Source organism: Hoeflea sp. Naph1 (assembly GCF_046837775.1).
Lineage (GTDB): Bacteria > Pseudomonadota > Alphaproteobacteria > Rhizobiales > Rhizobiaceae > Hoeflea.
Genome location: NZ_CP177286.1, coordinates 738893 through 754806, shown reverse-complemented (window position 1 = coordinate 754806; position 15914 = coordinate 738893). Strand labels below are relative to the sequence as shown.

The following is a 15914-nucleotide window of genomic DNA, read 5'->3' as shown; positions in this document are numbered from 1 at the left end:
ATGAACCGTGGCGATCACGCATTTTACACCCCAGCTTATTTCCCGTGGAAATGGCCGCAGCGCCGTTCTGTCCGCAGCCTATCGCCATTGCGCGAAAATGAGCCACGAGGCGGAAGCGCGCACCGTCGACTATTCAAACAAGAAGAACCTGGCCCATGAAGAATTCCTGTTGCCTGCCGATGCGCCGAAATGGGTGCGGGAGATGATCGCCGATCGTTCGGTTGCTGGGGCAGTGGAAGCTTTCTGGAACAAGGTCGAGGCGTTCGAGAAACGCAGCGACGCCCAGCTCGCCAAGGAATTCATTGTCGCTTTGCCCGTCGAGCTTACTCGCGACCAGAACATCGCGCTCGTCCAGCAGTTCGTCGCAGAGCAGGTGCTCGCTCGCGGGCAAGTGGCCGATTGGGTCTTCCATAACGATCCCGGCAATCCGCATATCCATCTGATGACGACATTGCGTCCGCTCACCCAGGACGGGTTCGGTTCCAAGAAGGTCGCGGTGATTGGCCCGGATGGAAATCCGGTTCGAACCAAGACCGGGAAAATCCAATACAAACTTTGGTCCGGCGAGAAGGCGGAATTCCTCGAACAGCGGCGGAGATGGCTCGATCTCCAAAACCATCACCTGGCAATGGCCGGTCTCGAAATCCGTGTCGATGGCCGGTCCTACGCCGAACGTGGCATCGACATCGAGCCGACAACCCATATCGGCGTTGCGGCCAAGGCGCTACAGCGCAAAGCGAGCGATGCGGGAACCAGGATCGATCTCGAACGGCTGGCATTGCATGAGGCCCAACGGGAAAAGAACGCCGCCCGGATCGAGCACAGGCCTGAACTCGTTTTCGATATACTGACGTCCGAACGAAGCGTCTTCGATCAGCGCGATATCGCCAAGATCTTGCATCGCTATGTCGACGATCCGCGGAACTTCCAGAGGCTTCTCACTCGGATTACGGAAAGCCCGGAATGCCTGAAACTCACTAACGAGACAATCGACTTTGCGACCGGGGCGCGGGTTCCGGCACGGCTGACGACCCGGGGGATGATCAGGCTCGAGGCCGAAATGATTTCCCGCGCCAACTGGCTTTCGGGAAGGGACGGGTTCGCGGTTGCGGCGAAAGTCCTGGAAACCGTCTTTGCCCGGCATTCCCGGCTGTCGGAAGAACAGCGGACGGCCATTGCACATGTGGCAGGATCTGAGCGGATCGAAGCGATAGTGGGACGGGCAGGAGCCGGCAAGACCACGATGATGAAGTCAGCCCGCGAGGCTTGGGAATTGGCCGGCTATAACGTCGTTGGTGGCGCGCTTGCAGGCAAGGCGGCGGAGGGTTTGGAGAAAGAGGCCGGCATTCCCTCCCGTACGCTGGCGTCGTGGGAACTCAATTGGAAACAGGGACGCCGGCATCTCGATGGCAAGACGATATTCGTTCTCGATGAAGCGGGCATGGTGTCGTCCCGACAGATGGCGACCTTCGTCGAAGCGATCACGAAAGCCGGCGCCAAACTCGTCCTGGTCGGTGATGCCGAGCAGCTCCAGCCCATCGAGGCGGGTGCTGCCTTTCGTGCCATCGTCGAACGCACCGGCTATGCCGAGCTCGAAACCATCTATCGCCAGAAAGAAGACTGGATGCGCGCCGCCTCGCTCGATCTGGCGCGCGGGCGCGTTGCCGAAGCGCTGTCATCTTATGGCGCGAAAGGCCGGGTAATTGGGCGGCCGCTCAAGCTTGACGCCATCGAAACGCTGATTGCCGACTGGAACCGCGACTACGATCCGGACAAATCAACCTTGATACTCGCGCATCTGCGCCGCGATGTACGCCAGCTCAACATCATGGCGCGTGAAAAGCTCGTTGAGCGCGGTCTGATCGAAGAAGGCCACGCCTTCAAGACCGAGGATGGACCCCGGCAATTCGCCGTTGGCGACCAGATCGTGTTCCTTAAGAACGAAGGCTCGCTTGGCGTCAAGAACGGCATGATCGGCAAGGTCGTTGAGGCAGCGCCCGGCAGGATCGCCGTGGCCGTCGGCGAGGGGGAGGGCGTGCACCGCGTGGACGTCGATCAGCGATTCTATCGCAATCTCGATCATGGCTATGCGACGACGATCCACAAATCGCAAGGTGCAACCGTCGACCGGGTAAAGGTGCTCGCCTCGCTCTCGCTCGACCGGCATCTTACCTATGTCGCGATGACCCGGCACCGGGAGGACTTGGCCCTCTACTACGGCAGCCGATCCTTCCACCTAGCAGGTGGACTGGAGAAGCTCCTCTCCCGCAAGAACGCCAAGGAAGTGACCCTCGATTATGCGGGCGGCCGGTTCTATGCCCAGGCGCTCCGCTTCGCCAATAATCGCGGTCTGCATCTCGTTCGCGTTGCCCGGGCGCTGATGCGTGACCGGGTGCAATGGACCATCCGGCAGAAACAGAGACTCGTCGATCTCAGCGTCCGGCTTCGCACCGCCGGCGCACGGCTCGGTCTTGTCGATCATCCGCTTCACCAATCCCGGCAATCAATCAGAAAGGCGGAGCCGATGGTTAAAGGCATCCCCAGCTTCACCATGTCGGTTTCCGATGCGGTCGACGAAAAGCTGCAAGCCGATCCGGCCCTGCAAAAGCAGTGGGACAATCTCTCCGACCGAATTCGGCTCGTCTATGCGGATCCGGAATCCGCCTTCAAGGCGATGCGTATGGAGACCGTTCTGGAAGACGCGAACGTCGCGCGTAAGCGCCTTGGCGAAATCGAACTGAATGCGGCAAGCTTCGGTGCGTTGCGCGGTCGCGAAGGACTTCTGGCAAGCCGGGCGGATCGGCAAGACCGGCGCGTAGCGGAGGTCAACATTCCTGCGCTCCGTCGCGATCTCGAGCGCTATCTGGACATGCGACAGAACGCGATGAAGAAGTACGCTGCCGAGGAGGAAGGACACCGCAAGCGCACCTCGATCGATATTCCGTCGCTGTCGCCAGCGGCTGCGCGGGCCATGGAGAAGGTGCGGGACGCCATCGACCGAAACGACTTAGCCGCAGCACTCGGGTTCGCGCTGGCCGACCGGATGGTGAAGTCCGAACTTGATACCTTCAACAAGGCGGTGTCGGAACGGTTCGGAGAACGGACCTTGCTCGGCAACGGCGCTAGGGACCCCTCGGGTTCGACTTTCGACAAAGCGGCCAAGGGTATGTCGCCGGCCGAGAAGCAGAAGCTTGCTGCCGCCTGGCCGTTCATGCGGGCGGGCCAGCAGCTTGCTACCCAGGAACGCACGCAGCAGGCACTGAAGGAATCGGAAGCGTTGCGGCAAACGCAGAGTAAGAGCCAAGGGCTCAAGCAATGACACGGAGGCGACGCATTGCCGTAGTGACAGCGCTTCTTTTCCTTCCTGTCGCCTTGTTTGTCGCAGCCTATGGGGTGGGGCTGAGGATCAATCTGACGCCGAGCTATCCGCTCGGGATCTGGCGCATAGAGATGCTGAGCCGCGCCATTCGCGTCGGGGATCGCATCTTCATCTGTCCGCCGTTAACGCACGAGTTTCGACGGGCCCGTGAGCGTGGATATCTGCGCCGTGGCTTTTGCCCGGGCTGGCTTAGTCCGTTGATCAAGACCGTTGTTGCACTCCCCGGACAGTTGATTGAAATCGGCGCGTCTGTCGTGATCGACGGCGTGAATTTGCAGCGATCCGCGGTCCAGCCAAACGATGGTTCGGGCAGGCCGATAACGCCCTACGCCGGTGGTGTAGTGCCGCCGGGATTTCTGTTTCTCCACTCACCATTCAAGGGTTCCTATGACTCACGATATTTCGGGCCGATCCCGGCCGATGGTGTTCTTGGGCTGGCGACGCCCATTCTTACCTTCGTTCCGTGACGGCTTGATCAGCATCGGCCTTGTTGCAGGCAGCGCCACTATCGGTGCAATTGCCTGGAGCGGCGAGGTGCTGGCCTTGCCCGCCGCCGTCCTGTTTCCGACGCTCTGGGCGTTTGCGCCCAACCGGCTCGTCGCTGGGTTGGTGGCGCTGGCCTATTTCCTTGCAGCGTCGCGCGGGCTGCCTGTTGGCGTCTCAATCTTCTACGCGAGTGATATGTGGATCGGGCTTGCCCTGTGGCTCGCGGCTTCGGTTCTGTTTGTGCTTGTTCATGCCGTCCTCTGGACTCGGAAATCAGGATGGCACCGACCGTTGCGCTACGCGCTTGCATGGATCCTGATGAGCGTTCCGCCTTTTGGCATCATCGGTTGGGCGAACCCGATCACGGCCGCAGGCGTCTTGTTCCCGGGCCTGGGCTGGTTTGGATTGATTGCCATGGCTCACACCTTATCTGCTATGACGACGCGGGCGTGGCCGGTCGTTGTTCTTGTCATAGGTGCAGTTTTCGCCTTGTCGTCCTCAGACTGGAGCGAACCGCATCCACCGGAAGGCTGGATCGGCATTGACACGCACTTCAACTATGCCTCTCCCGGTAAGCACGCGGATTATGCGCAGCATCTCGCCACGCTGGCATTGGTTCAGGACGCGGCGAAAGCCGGCATGAAAAATATCGCTCTCCCCGAAAGCGCATTCGGGATCTGGACACCGACCACCGAACACCTCTGGGTCCGCGCACTTCAGGACCTTGATGTGACGGTAAACGGGGGTGCGATCATTGTCAGTGCTGAGGGCTACGACAACGTCATGATGGAAGTGTCAGGGAAGGGCGCAGAAATCCTCTACCGGGAACGTATGCCCGTGCCGGTTTCGATGTGGCAACCCTGGGCATCGGGTGGCGCAACGGCCCATATCTTTGGAAAACCCACCGGCAAATTTGCCGGGACGCTCATCGCTCCCCTGATCTGCTACGAGCAACTCTTGGTTTGGCCGGCCCTGCAGTCGATGATCTACAAGCCGAGCGTAATCGTGGCAACGGGCAACGGCTGGTGGACCGGCGACACCAACATCGTCGCTATCCAGAAGGCGGCCGCCCGGGCCTGGGCGTCGCTGTTCGGCGTGCCGCTCGTGATCGCCTTTAATACCTGACAGGATTCCCCATCAAACAACGCTCGGAAGCTGTCGATCTAGAAATTGCCCAGTTCGACAACTATGCATTGCATATGCGACTCATAATGGAAATATTGCGCCCGAATCTCAGGTTCCAGGAAAGGTAGGACGTTGGAGAATATCGCAGATTCCGATTTGATGGACGCACTCTCGAAAATTTCAGACATTGCCGACCGGAATTCAACTATCCGGTTCCTGAAAGACGTGGCCTCCCGATACGCATTGAATACCATTGCCTATTTCGGTGTAGGCGTTGCCGGTCAAAATGAGACCGATCCCTATCTTGCCGTAACCTATCCTCCCGAATGGGTCGAGCATTACAAGAACCGGCATTATGTCGATGTCGATCCCGTTGTTCGTCTTGGATTTCGCCGTATGCTTCCCCTTGATTGGGACGAGTTCGGAAACACGACGGGGCGGTTGAAGACCTTTTTTGGTGAAGCCGGAGAATTCGGCATCGGGCGCCGCGGCCTGACAGTTCCGGTGCACGGCCGCCGCGGCGATCGTGCCTTGTTCTCCGTGACGTCGGATCTTTCCGCCCGCGACTGGGCGAGCGCGAAACTGCTCTATATGCGTGACTTCCAGGTCCTTGCGATGCACATCCACGATCGTGTGCTTGGCATCGAGGGACATGCGAACGAGACTGCAAGTCTTTCTCCGCGTGAACTGGAATGCTTGCAATGGATCGCCGAGGGCAAGACGGCCTGGGAATGCGCTGTCATTCTCGGCTTGTCGCAGCACACCGTGCGCTGCTACCTGGAGAGCGCCCGCCACAAGCTCCACGCCACCAGCAACACCCATGCCGTTTCAATCGCTCATAGAGCCGGGCTGCTTTTCGACCCCTTGTAAACCCAGCTGTTGGACCGGATGTTCGTCACGAAACCCAACCGATAACTGGTGCCTCCGTCATCAATTAGTGAACGGAGACCACCAACATGATATTCGCAATCGAAAGTGCCGATCAGGACAAGTATCCCGAGCTGTTTGACGAAATGTTCCGCATGCGAGCCGAAGTCTTCTCCGGTCGCCTCGGTTGGGACGTCACAGTCGAAAACGGCCGGGAGATCGACCGGTTCGATTCCGAAGACCCTCTCTACCTTCTGTCGCTCGATGAGAGGTCAGGACAGCTTCGTGGCGCTGTACGTCTGCTCCCCACGACCGGTCCCAACATGCTCAGAGACGTGTTTTCCGTGCTGATGCCTGGTGGCACGGTCGAAAGTCCATTGATCTGGGAGAGCTCACGATTTGCGGTCAATCCGCAGATCTTCGAGGCGAGGGATCGTGCAGAAGTGAACCATATGGTCAACGGAATCACCGTCGAGCTCTTGTGCGGGATGGTTGAAGCCGCTCAGCGGGCCGGCATTGAACACATCGTATCGGTCTTCGACGCCAGAATGGCGCGGATCTTCAGGTCGATCGATTGCCGTTTCGAACTGCTCGGGACGCCAGTGCGAATCGGGAAGGTCATGACCTATGCTGGACTATTCGATATGAGTGTTGACATGCGGTCGCGGCTCGGAGCAGCGGGTGATTTTCGTTCATCAGTTCTCGCTGATGGCGCAATCCCTCCAGCGTCCGCAACCGAACTTGTTGCGAATGTCGAATAAATTCAATGTAAACATGCGGGTTGGCGTCTGGCGTTCGTCAGCCTGATGAAATATGATTCTCCCCGAGGCGGTACGCGCCGCCTCGGGGCGTAGAAACCCTACCTGTTGATTTCCACTCAGAACTGAGCCCGGGTTTTCCATCGAGAAGTGAGCCACCTCTGATTATGGATTTCGGCTTAGGCTGAGGTCAAGGCATGGTTTATCTCCTTCTATTTTCTGGCTGCTGCGGCTGAGCTTGCCTTGAAGCGGAAGCTGTCGTTTCCAGTCTCCAGGATGTGGCAACGGTGCGTCAGTCGGTCGAGCAGTGCGGTGGTCATCTTGGCATCACCAAAGACCGTAGCCCATTCGCTGAAGCTCAGGTTGGTGGTGATGACAACACTTGTGCGCTCGTAAAGCTTGCTCAGCAGGTGGAACAGCAGCGCGCCGCCCGAGGCGCTGAACGGCAGGTATCCCAACTCGTCCAAAATCACCAAATCGAGGCGGGACAGGCTTTCGGCGATCTGTCCGGCCTTACCTTTGGCCTTTTCCTGTTCCAGCGCGTTGACCAATTCGATCGTCGAGAAGAAGCGGACCTTTCGGCGGTGATGCTCGATGGCCTGTATGCCCAGGGCGGTCGCGACATGGGTCTTGCCGGTGCCCGGTCCGCCGATCAGGACGACGTTATGCGCGCCGTCCATGAACTCGCAGCGATGCAGCGTCCGGACCGTGGCCTCGTTGATCTCGCTGGCGGCGAAGTCGAAGCCGGACAGGTCTTTGTAGGCCGGGAAGCGCGCGGCTTTCATGTGATAGGCAATGGAGCGAACCTCTCGTTCGGCCAATTCGGCCTTTAGCAGCTGCGACAGGATAGGAATGGCTGCTTCAAAGGCCGGAGCGCCCTGATCAATGAGGTCGGTGACGGCTTGCGCCATGCCGTGCATCTTCAGGCTGCGAAGCATGATCACGATGGCACCGCTGGCAGGATCATGACGCATGGCGGCCTCCGGCAATCTGCGTGCGCAGACCGTCATAGCGTTCGACATTGGCCTCGGGTTCGCGGCGCAGGACCAGTGCCTGCGGCGTATCGAGATCAGGGCCGCCGATCGTCTTGCCGTCGATGAGCCGGTGCAGGAGATTGATCACATGCGTCTTGGTCGGCACGCCCTCGGCCAGGGCCAGCTCCACGGCGGTGAGAACAGCCTGTTCGTCGTGGTGCAGCACAAGGACTAGGATATCGACCATCTCGCGATCACCACCCGGGCGGCGCAGCATATAATCCTGCAACTGCCTGAAGGCTGGCGGCAATTCCACAAATGGCGCACCATTACGCAGAGCCCCAGGCTTGCGCTGTATGACGGCAAGGTAATGCCGCCAGTCGTAGATCGTCCGCGGCAGTTTGTCGTGGCTGCGTTCAATAACCCGCACATGTTCGCACAGGATGTTGCCCTCGGCCGCCACGACCAGTCGGTCCAGATAGACCCGCAGGCTGACAGGCCGGTTCGCGAACGACGCCGGAACGCTGTAGCGATTGCGCTCGAAGCTGATCAAGCAGGTTGGCGAGACGCGCTTGCTCAGCTCGATGAAGCCGTCAAAGGCGGCAGGCAATGGCATCAGCGCGGCCTGCTCTTCGGCCCAGACATCGGCAATCGTGCCGGGCAGCGTGCCGTGCTGGGTCTGTCGCCACAGTTCCATGCAACGTTGTTCCAACCAGGCATTTAGCGCGGCAAGATCGGGGAAGTCAGGCATCCCCTGCAGCAGCTGGTGGCGGGAGTCCCGAACATTCTTCTCGACCTGACCTTTCTCCCAGCCCGCTGCAGGATTGCAGAACTCGGGTTCGTAAACGTAGTGGTTCGTCATGGCGAGGAAGCGGATGTTGACTTGCCGTTCCTTGCCTCGACCGACGCGATCCACTGCGGTGCGCATATTGTCGTATATCCCGCGACCGGGGACGCCGCCAAAGACGCGGAACCCGTGCCAGTGGGCATCAAACAACATCTCATGGGTCTGCAGCAGATAGCCGCGCAAGACGAACGCCCGGCTGTGCGATAGCTTGATATGCGCCATCTGAAGCTTCGTGCGCTCGCCGCCAAGAACGGCAAAGTCCTCGCTCCAGTCAAACTGGAAGGCCTCGCCCGGCCGGAAAGACAACGGAACAAAGGTCCCGCGTCCCGTGGTCTGTTGCTCGCGCTGCCTATCTGCCCGCCACTGACGCGCAAAAGCTGCCACCCGGCCATAGGAACCGGTGAAGCCGAGCGCCACAAGATCGGCGTGCAACTGCTTCACGGTCCGCCGTTGCTTGCGTGACTTCCCGGCCTCCGTCTTCAGCCAATCCGCCAACTTCTCCGAAAAGGGGTCAAGCTTGCTTGGACGTTCTGGTGTCGCAAACTTTGGCTCGATCGTGTTCGCCGCCAAATGCTTGGTCACCGTATTGCGCGACAGCCCCGTGCGCCGCGCGATCTCACGGATCGACAGCTTCTCCCGCAAATGCATGCGCCGAATTATGTTTAAAAGTCCCATGTGGATCACTCCGTTGCCCCCGACGCTCACAGCTCTGGGGGAAGGTTCACATGGCTCAATTCTCAATGGAAATTATGCGCCCACCCGGCTCAGTTCTGGGTGGAAATCAACACAGCCGGCTTCAGGAAAGGCGACAAATTCATACTAAGCCGATCCGCATCCGGCAAAGCCAATACCTGAATAATCGCATCGAGCAGGATCACCGTCGGATCAAGCGACGTGTCAGGCCGATGCTCGGCTTCAAGGCATTTTCAAGCGCGACAATAACGCTTGCCGATATCGAGATGGTTCAAATGATGCGCAAGCGACAAGGCAGATATTCCTACAACCCCAGTCTATCGCTTGCTGAGCAATTCCAGGTTCATCATTAAGCTCTGGCTGATGCCTTCTGACCGCATATGCGAAACGACTCTTTCTCGGCCATATCGAAAATTTGCAACAAAGCCACTTTGCCCCATGTTTCTCTTCCAGCCATTGGCCGGCGCCATAGATTTTCAGCCCGGTGCTGTCGACCAGAACGTGAATGGGCCCGTCAGCCACATTCTGTCGGTCGTTGCCTCTGGCCGATGGCTTCCAGGTTCTGGCCCTGCGGCTGAGCGTGGTGTGATCGGGCACGGGCAGATCCAATCCCATCAGATCAAGCACTGAGCTCAAGAGCCCTTCACTCTGCCGCAACCGCAATCCAAATACTATGCCCATCATCAGCGTCGTTTCGATCGCCAGACCAGAGTAACGCGGCTGGCCTCCCCTCGTTTTGCGTCGTGGGGCAGCCCAGCCGCTAAGCGCTTCCGGCGTTATCCAAAGCGTCAAACTACCGCGGCGGCGAAGACCCGCCTCGTACTCCGCCCAGTTCGTCACTTTGAACTTCATCTTGGCGATGTGTTGGCGGCGGGCGTCGTTATGTTTGTGCGGCATACCGGATCAATCAACCTATTCTCAATCCCTGACCGCATAGACGCAAAACGTTGAAATTTAATCCCTGATGGGGTGGACGCCCCTCGGCGGCATCGATGTGCCATAGTGGGTAGTGTTTAAACGGCCACGAGAAGAGGAGGCGTCCACAATGGAAGTTAGCATAATTGGTCTTGATCTTGCGAAGACAATTTTTCAGGTTCACGGTGCTGATGCATCTGGCGCAGTTGTTTTGCGCAAACAGCTTCGGCGGAACAAACTCCTTGAGTTTTTCGCCAGGCAATCGCCATGTCTTGTCGCTATGGAAGCGTGTGGCGGCGCGCATTACTGGGCACGTGAGATCAGCAAACTGGGCCACAATGTCCGCCTGATTGCGCCACAATACGTGAAGCCCTTTGTTAAACGGCAAAAGAATGATGCTGCAGACGCGGAAGCTATTTGTGAAGCGGTACAGCGTCCGACCATGCGTTTCGTTGCAGTCAAGAGTGAGGAACAGCAAGCGAGTGCTGCCGTGTTTCGTGCCCGGGATTTACTGGTCCGCCAACGCACCCAGATAATCAATGCGCTGCGGGGCCAGCTTGCCGAATATGGCTGGACCGTTGCGCAGGGGACTTCGCATGTCGCAAGGCTTGTCGCGGTTGTCGATGATCCAACAAGCGGGCTGCCGCAAGCCGCCCGTGCCGTATTCGCAATCATGGTCGAGACATTGAAAGCGCTTGATGAACGTATCCGACAGCTCGATGCTGAAATTGCACGTCGTGCCAAAGAGGATGAAGCAGCACGTAGGCTTATGAGCGTTCCCGGCATTGGACCCATTACAGCGATCGCGCTGAGGGCTCTTGCTCCTGATCCTGCCACCTTCACCAAGGGGCGTGATTTTGCCGCGTGGGTTGGGCTGACGCCATTACAAAAATCGACCGGCGGTAAACAGAGGCTGGGAGCCACGTCGAAGATGGGGGAGCGAACCTTGCGGCGCTTGCTCATTATCGGAGCGAGTACCGTGGTGATGCATGCGGCGCGTAAGGGCGCCCCAAAGGGATCGTGGCTGGCGCGCATGATTGCGTGCAAACCACGTATGCTGGTTGTCGTTGCCCTTGCCAATAAGATGGCCCGGATTGTCTGGGCATTGATGGCAACGGGTGAAATTTACAAAGCTCCGGCGGTGATGCAGTAGTCGTTCACCGTCAGAGCCGTCGTAAGGGTGTAGGACAGACAAAGGAAGATATGGCGTAACAGTTGATGAGACGGGATCAGAAGAACCAGTTTGGTGCATCGTGTTCAAGCACGCATCCCTGATTTGGATCTGGTCCACGAACTCCCATATTGGCCCTGGCATCTCAAAAGCCAACAAAGAGGCCGGACAGATGACAGTGCTCAACTACACTCCATAAAATCAAAATTTGTCTTGCATTCTATGGGGCGTCCACAGATGCACCAATGCTCTGATGGACTGGACTGATCTAACAACCGGTGTCTGACCCCAGATAAATTACCGGTCTCATGTTCGGCTAATAAAGCGCCCGATTACCAATTGAATCAAGCCGCTCGCGCGGTCTTTGTCCGACGCATGGGTAGAGCGGAATAGTAGCTAACGTGATTAAATAGTTGTTATTGTTTCGGGTGCATATCTAAATAAGAAAAGCGTCAAATGCTTATAAATGCTCATCTCCACAAGAGAGCGCAAACTCGAAAGGCGTTCCTTCTATGTCAGGCCTGTTCGCAAATCTCAGATCAAATCCGACCCTTGAAGCGTTCAGCAAGTCGATGGCGCTGATTGAGTTTGACATGAAGGGTAATATTCTCACAGCGAACGAGAATTTTTGTAAAGCAGTCGGGTATGACCTCTCCGAAATCAAGGGCAAGCATCATTCAATCTTTGTCGACCCGATTTATCGAGACACTTCGGAGTATACCAAATTCTGGGATAACCTTCGGGAGGGCAAGTTCGATCAGCGGCAGTACAAGCGCATTGCAAAGGGTGGACGTGAGATTTGGATCGAAGCCTCGTACAACCCGGTTTTCAGCGGTTCAAAACCAGTCAAGGTCGTCAAGATTGCCAGCGATATCACCGCTGCAAAAATCAGGGCGATAGATGACGAACGCAAGATGGCAGCGATTGACAGATCGCAGGCGATTATCGAATTTAAGCCAGACGGAACCATTCTGCAGGCAAATGAGAATTTCTGCGGCACACTCGGATATTCCCTGGGGGAAATTGTCGGGAAGCATCACCGGATGTTTTGCGACGCGTCCTATGTTCAGACAAAGGAGTACGAGGAGTTTTGGGGGAGCCTTCGCTCTGGCAAACTGCTGTCTGACGAATTCATGCGTGTTGGCAAAGGCGGGCGTGAGGTCTGGATTCAAGCGACCTACAACCCGATTATTGATGAGTCGGGTAAAGTCACTAAAGTCGTCAAAGTTGCCACCGATGTCACGGTCCGCATGACTGCAATTGGTGCCATTGCAAACAGCCTTGGTGAAGTGGCCAATGGCGACCTGACGCAGCGGTTGCCACAGGCCTTTCCGCCGAGCATGGAAAAGCTACGCCACGATTTCAACGCCGCCATCACCAAACTGGCTGAGACCCTGGCGTCTGTTCTGTCCGGAATCGGTTCGATCAGCGAGAACACCGGGGCCATAAGCAGCAGCGCGAACGAGTTTTCGAAACGCATCGAAAACCAGGCCGCAGCCCTTGAGGAAACTGCGGCGGCACTCGATGAGATTACCGTCAATGTTTCCAACTCTGCGCAACGGACCGAGGAAGCCCGCACTCTGACGGGGCAAGCCAACACCAGTGCTGCGGCCTCAAGCCAGATCGTTTCCAATGCAGTCAAGGCAATGGGCCGGATCGAAGATTCGTCCAAACGGATTTCCAACATTATTGGCGTGATTGATGAAATCGCCTTTCAGACCAACCTGCTCGCACTCAATGCAGGCGTGGAAGCGGCCCGCGCAGGAGAAGCGGGTAAGGGATTTGCCGTTGTCGCACAGGAAGTCCGAGAGCTGGCCCAACGTTCTGCGACAGCTGCCAAGGAAATCAAGGAGTTGATCGTTACGTCGGCAACCGAGGTCAAATCGGGGGTCGAACTGGTTACTGAGACCGGGCAATCGCTTCAGGAAATCGACGTGATCATCACTAAGATCAACGAGCATATGGCTGCAATTGCGACATCAACCAATGAGCAGTCCACCGGGCTCTCGGAGATCAACGTCGCAGTCAATCAGATGGACCAGCTCACTCAGCAGAATGCTGCGATGTCAGAAGAAAATACCGCTGCTACAAGCTCTCTCGCCGAGGAGGCAAATAGCCTGAGCGAGATTGTCAGGATGTTTGATATCGGACAATCAACAGGTCAGGCGTCACAGCTTCGCAAGGTTGCCACCAGCATGTCAGCACCTGAAAGGTTCAATTCAAGTCGACGTGAACAGACAAAGCCCAAGCTGGTCCGCAATTCGGGAACGGCCGCGGCGATGACCGCCAGCTCGGCCGATTGGTCGGAATTCTAAGCGTCAATCAAAGCAATTGTCACCCGTCCTGTTAGAGTTTTCGTAAATGGCTTCGCCAATGCATTACCCTGTTCCAAACAACGAATCTGAGAGGCTGGACGCACTTCACAGGTTAAGAATTCTGGGCACCCAGCCCACGCCGGAATTTGATTCCGTTGTCGACATGGCAGCTTTGATTTTTGACGCTCCAATTGCCTTGGTTTCCTTCGTAGATCGCGATCGCCAATGGTTCAAAGCGAAACTCGGATTGAACGAAAGCCATACGTGCCGTGATGCAGCTTTCTGTAACTATACGATTATTGCTGATGACGTTTTGGAGGTTCAGGATACACAGAAAGATGAGCGTTTTAGTTGCAATCCTTTTGTCACGGGTGACCCGAATGTCCGGTATTACGTTGGATTCCCGATAACTGTTGATGATGGGATGAACGTTGGGTCACTGTGCGTCATTGATACCAAGCCCCGAAAAGCAACCGAATCTCAACTCATTCAACTCGCGAAGCTTCGTGACATTTTGGTTGGGCTAACCAGGGCTCACACAACCGCACTTGAGGCGAAGACTTCCGAGCGGAATGCCCGCCAACGCGGGAAGCTGCTTTCCCAGGTTGAGAGAATGTCAAAGATTGGAGCCTGGTCTCTGGATACAGAGCGGCTTGTGACGCAATGGTCGCCACAGGTATTTGCCATTCACGAATTCGGCGGTACTGAACCACCAAGCCTTGAGGGAGCAATCTCCTTTTATCCCGAATACGAACGGGAGAGGCTTACGCAGAATGTCAGTGCATGTATTCAACACGGAACTCCCTATGAAATAGAATGCGATTTGGTAACGGCCAGGGGAAACAAGCGACGGGTTCGATCAATTGCAGAAATCGAGTACGCTGATGATGGCACTAAATTTCTCATTGGTGTCGTCAAGGACATCACCGATCAATACGAGAAAGACCAAAGGCTCTGGCGTAGCGCGAATATTGACAGTCTGACCGGGATTGCCAACAGGCATTCGTTTCACAGCATGTTCGAAAAATGCATAAGCGCCCATGCGGATGAAAATGATTATCTTGCTTTGCTGATGATTGATCTCGACAACTTCAAGGATATCAACGACGATTTTGGTCATTTGGCTGGAGATGCGGTTCTAGTAGCTGTGGCTCAGCGCATCGTAGACACGATTCCCGACGACGCATTTTGCGCACGTCTCGGTGGAGATGAATTCGCAGTTCTCTTGAAAATCTCAGGCAATTCGGAAGCTGCTGCTGAGCTCGCAACTATATTGGTTGGTGCGATCAATGTGTCGATAAAGCATGAGGATCATGAAATTTGTGTAGGCGCATCGATTGGTGTCGCGGCTCATGATGCCATAAGCGCGACCGAGGATGATCTGTTCCTGAAATCAGATTTGGCCTTGTACCATGTTAAGCAAAATGGACGCGGCCGGGCGAAAGCATACGACCCATCGATCACGCACGCTCTTGAAGCCAAACGGCGGTCTGTCATGCTGGTTATGTCAGCTATCGCTGATGAACGGCTGGAACCTCATTATCAGCCAATCTTGGACTTGCAGACCCGAGAGTTGCGCGGTGTGGAAGCACTTGCCCGCATTCGAAACCTGGACGGTTCGATCTCTGGCCCCGCCGATTTTGTACATGCCTTGAATGAACCGCAATGCGCCAATGAGATTGACAAGGTGATGCTTGTTCTTGCTCTCCGAGACATGGGACGCTGGAAGCGTATTGGGTTCGATATCGATTTCGTCAGCGTCAACGCTTCATCATCATGTCTCAAGTCGGGCGCGTACTTTGAGCAAGTCCTGAAAGGACTCGCAGAAAACGATCTGTCGCCAAACAACCTGAAGATAGAAGTAATCGAAAGCGTATTCCTCGGGACCGAAAACGCTGATATCAGCGGCATACTTGAACGTCTTTCAGCGGAGGGCGTTCGTATCGCACTTGACGATTTCGGAACCGGGTTCGCATCGCTTAGTCATCTTCGCGACTATCCGGTCAACTGCATCAAGATTGATAAGTCGTTTGTAATGGGGCTTGGTCAGAAGGACAGCAACACAGCGATTGTACATGCTCTGATTGCACTTGGTAGGTCGATGAATGTTGACGTAATTGCTGAGGGCATTGAAACGCAAGGGCAGCTAGATTTCGTGACCGCTCTCGGTAGCCACTTCGGTCAAGGGTATCTGTTCTCAAAGCCCATGAATGCGGATGATCTAGACCAGTTCTTGGAGGATCATAGAGCATCGCAGAAAGCGAGCGCGACATTTTGATGCCCATTCGCGAGTGTCTTGTTAGAATGCGTCCTGCAACTTCATATCAGCATGATCTAAATCAAAGCAGCCGCCATCTGGCGGGCGTCGTGGATGTCTTTGCGGC

The 15914-nt window shown here is 56.4% G+C and carries 10 protein-coding genes and 2 pseudogenes; 9 read left to right on the top strand and 3 right to left on the bottom strand.

The window, feature by feature from the left end:
- Window positions 1–7 precede the first annotated feature (7 nt).
- The 5 genes from traA to ACK6D9_RS03540 all read left to right on the top strand — a co-directional run bounded on the left by traA (window position 8) and on the right by ACK6D9_RS03540 (window position 6618).
- Window positions 8–3319 carry a Ti-type conjugative transfer relaxase TraA gene (gene traA, locus ACK6D9_RS03560; RefSeq protein WP_412050655.1) on the top strand — a complete coding sequence of 1104 codons (3312 nt, stop codon included), beginning with the start codon at window positions 8–10 and terminating at the stop codon, window positions 3317–3319.
- A 23-nt stretch (window positions 3320–3342) separates the two neighbouring features.
- On the top strand, window positions 3343–3846 hold the full coding sequence (traF, locus tag ACK6D9_RS03555; RefSeq protein WP_412050654.1) for a conjugative transfer signal peptidase TraF: 504 nt from the start codon (window positions 3343–3345) through the stop codon (window positions 3844–3846).
- A gap of 4 nt (window positions 3847–3850) precedes the next feature.
- On the top strand, window positions 3851–4990 hold the full coding sequence (locus tag ACK6D9_RS03550) for a conjugal transfer protein TraB (protein WP_412050653.1): 1140 nt from the start codon (window positions 3851–3853) through the stop codon (window positions 4988–4990).
- A 132-nt stretch (window positions 4991–5122) separates the two neighbouring features.
- Window positions 5123–5860 (top strand): LuxR family transcriptional regulator, encoded by a 738-nt coding sequence (locus ACK6D9_RS03545; protein ID WP_412050652.1) that lies wholly within the window; start codon window positions 5123–5125, stop codon window positions 5858–5860.
- Window positions 5861–5946: 86 nt separating this feature from the next.
- A complete protein-coding gene (locus ACK6D9_RS03540) occupies window positions 5947–6618 on the top strand; it encodes an acyl-homoserine-lactone synthase (protein WP_412050651.1) in 672 nt (223 codons plus the stop codon).
- Window positions 6619–6827: 209 nt separating this feature from the next.
- Here ACK6D9_RS03540 and istB read toward each other — a convergent pair whose 3' ends face one another.
- Window positions 6828–7589, bottom strand: coding sequence for an IS21-like element helper ATPase IstB (gene istB, locus ACK6D9_RS03535; RefSeq protein WP_412050650.1), 762 nt, complete (start codon window positions 7587–7589; stop codon window positions 6828–6830).
- Window positions 7579–9111, bottom strand: a complete 1533-nt coding sequence (gene istA / locus ACK6D9_RS03530; RefSeq protein ID WP_412050649.1) for an IS21 family transposase — start codon at window positions 9109–9111, stop codon at window positions 7579–7581. Before istA ends, istB begins: the two co-directional genes overlap by 11 nt.
- Before the next feature lie 152 nt (window positions 9112–9263).
- On the opposite strand from istA, the pseudogene ACK6D9_RS03525 reads away from it, so the two are divergent.
- Window positions 9264–9482: pseudogene (locus tag ACK6D9_RS03525) on the top strand (DDE-type integrase/transposase/recombinase); the annotation flags it as partial.
- 76 nt (window positions 9483–9558) lie between these two features.
- On the opposite strand, the pseudogene ACK6D9_RS03520 reads toward ACK6D9_RS03525, so the two are convergent.
- A pseudogene (locus tag ACK6D9_RS03520) lies at window positions 9559–10026 on the bottom strand (transposase); the annotation flags it as partial.
- A 148-nt stretch (window positions 10027–10174) separates the two neighbouring features.
- Between ACK6D9_RS03520 and ACK6D9_RS03515 the strand changes: the two are divergent.
- The 3 genes from ACK6D9_RS03515 (at window position 10175) to ACK6D9_RS03505 (ending at window position 15808) form a co-directional block, all read left to right on the top strand.
- On the top strand, window positions 10175–11197 hold the full coding sequence (locus ACK6D9_RS03515) for an IS110 family transposase (RefSeq protein ID WP_412050635.1): 1023 nt from the start codon (window positions 10175–10177) through the stop codon (window positions 11195–11197).
- 530 nt (window positions 11198–11727) lie between these two features.
- Window positions 11728–13530 carry a methyl-accepting chemotaxis protein gene (locus ACK6D9_RS03510; RefSeq protein ID WP_412050648.1) on the top strand — a complete coding sequence of 601 codons (1803 nt, stop codon included), beginning with the start codon at window positions 11728–11730 and terminating at the stop codon, window positions 13528–13530.
- 46 nt (window positions 13531–13576) lie between these two features.
- Window positions 13577–15808 (top strand): EAL domain-containing protein, encoded by a 2232-nt coding sequence (locus ACK6D9_RS03505; RefSeq protein WP_412050647.1) that lies wholly within the window; start codon window positions 13577–13579, stop codon window positions 15806–15808.
- The last annotated feature ends 106 nt before the right edge of the window (window positions 15809–15914 follow it).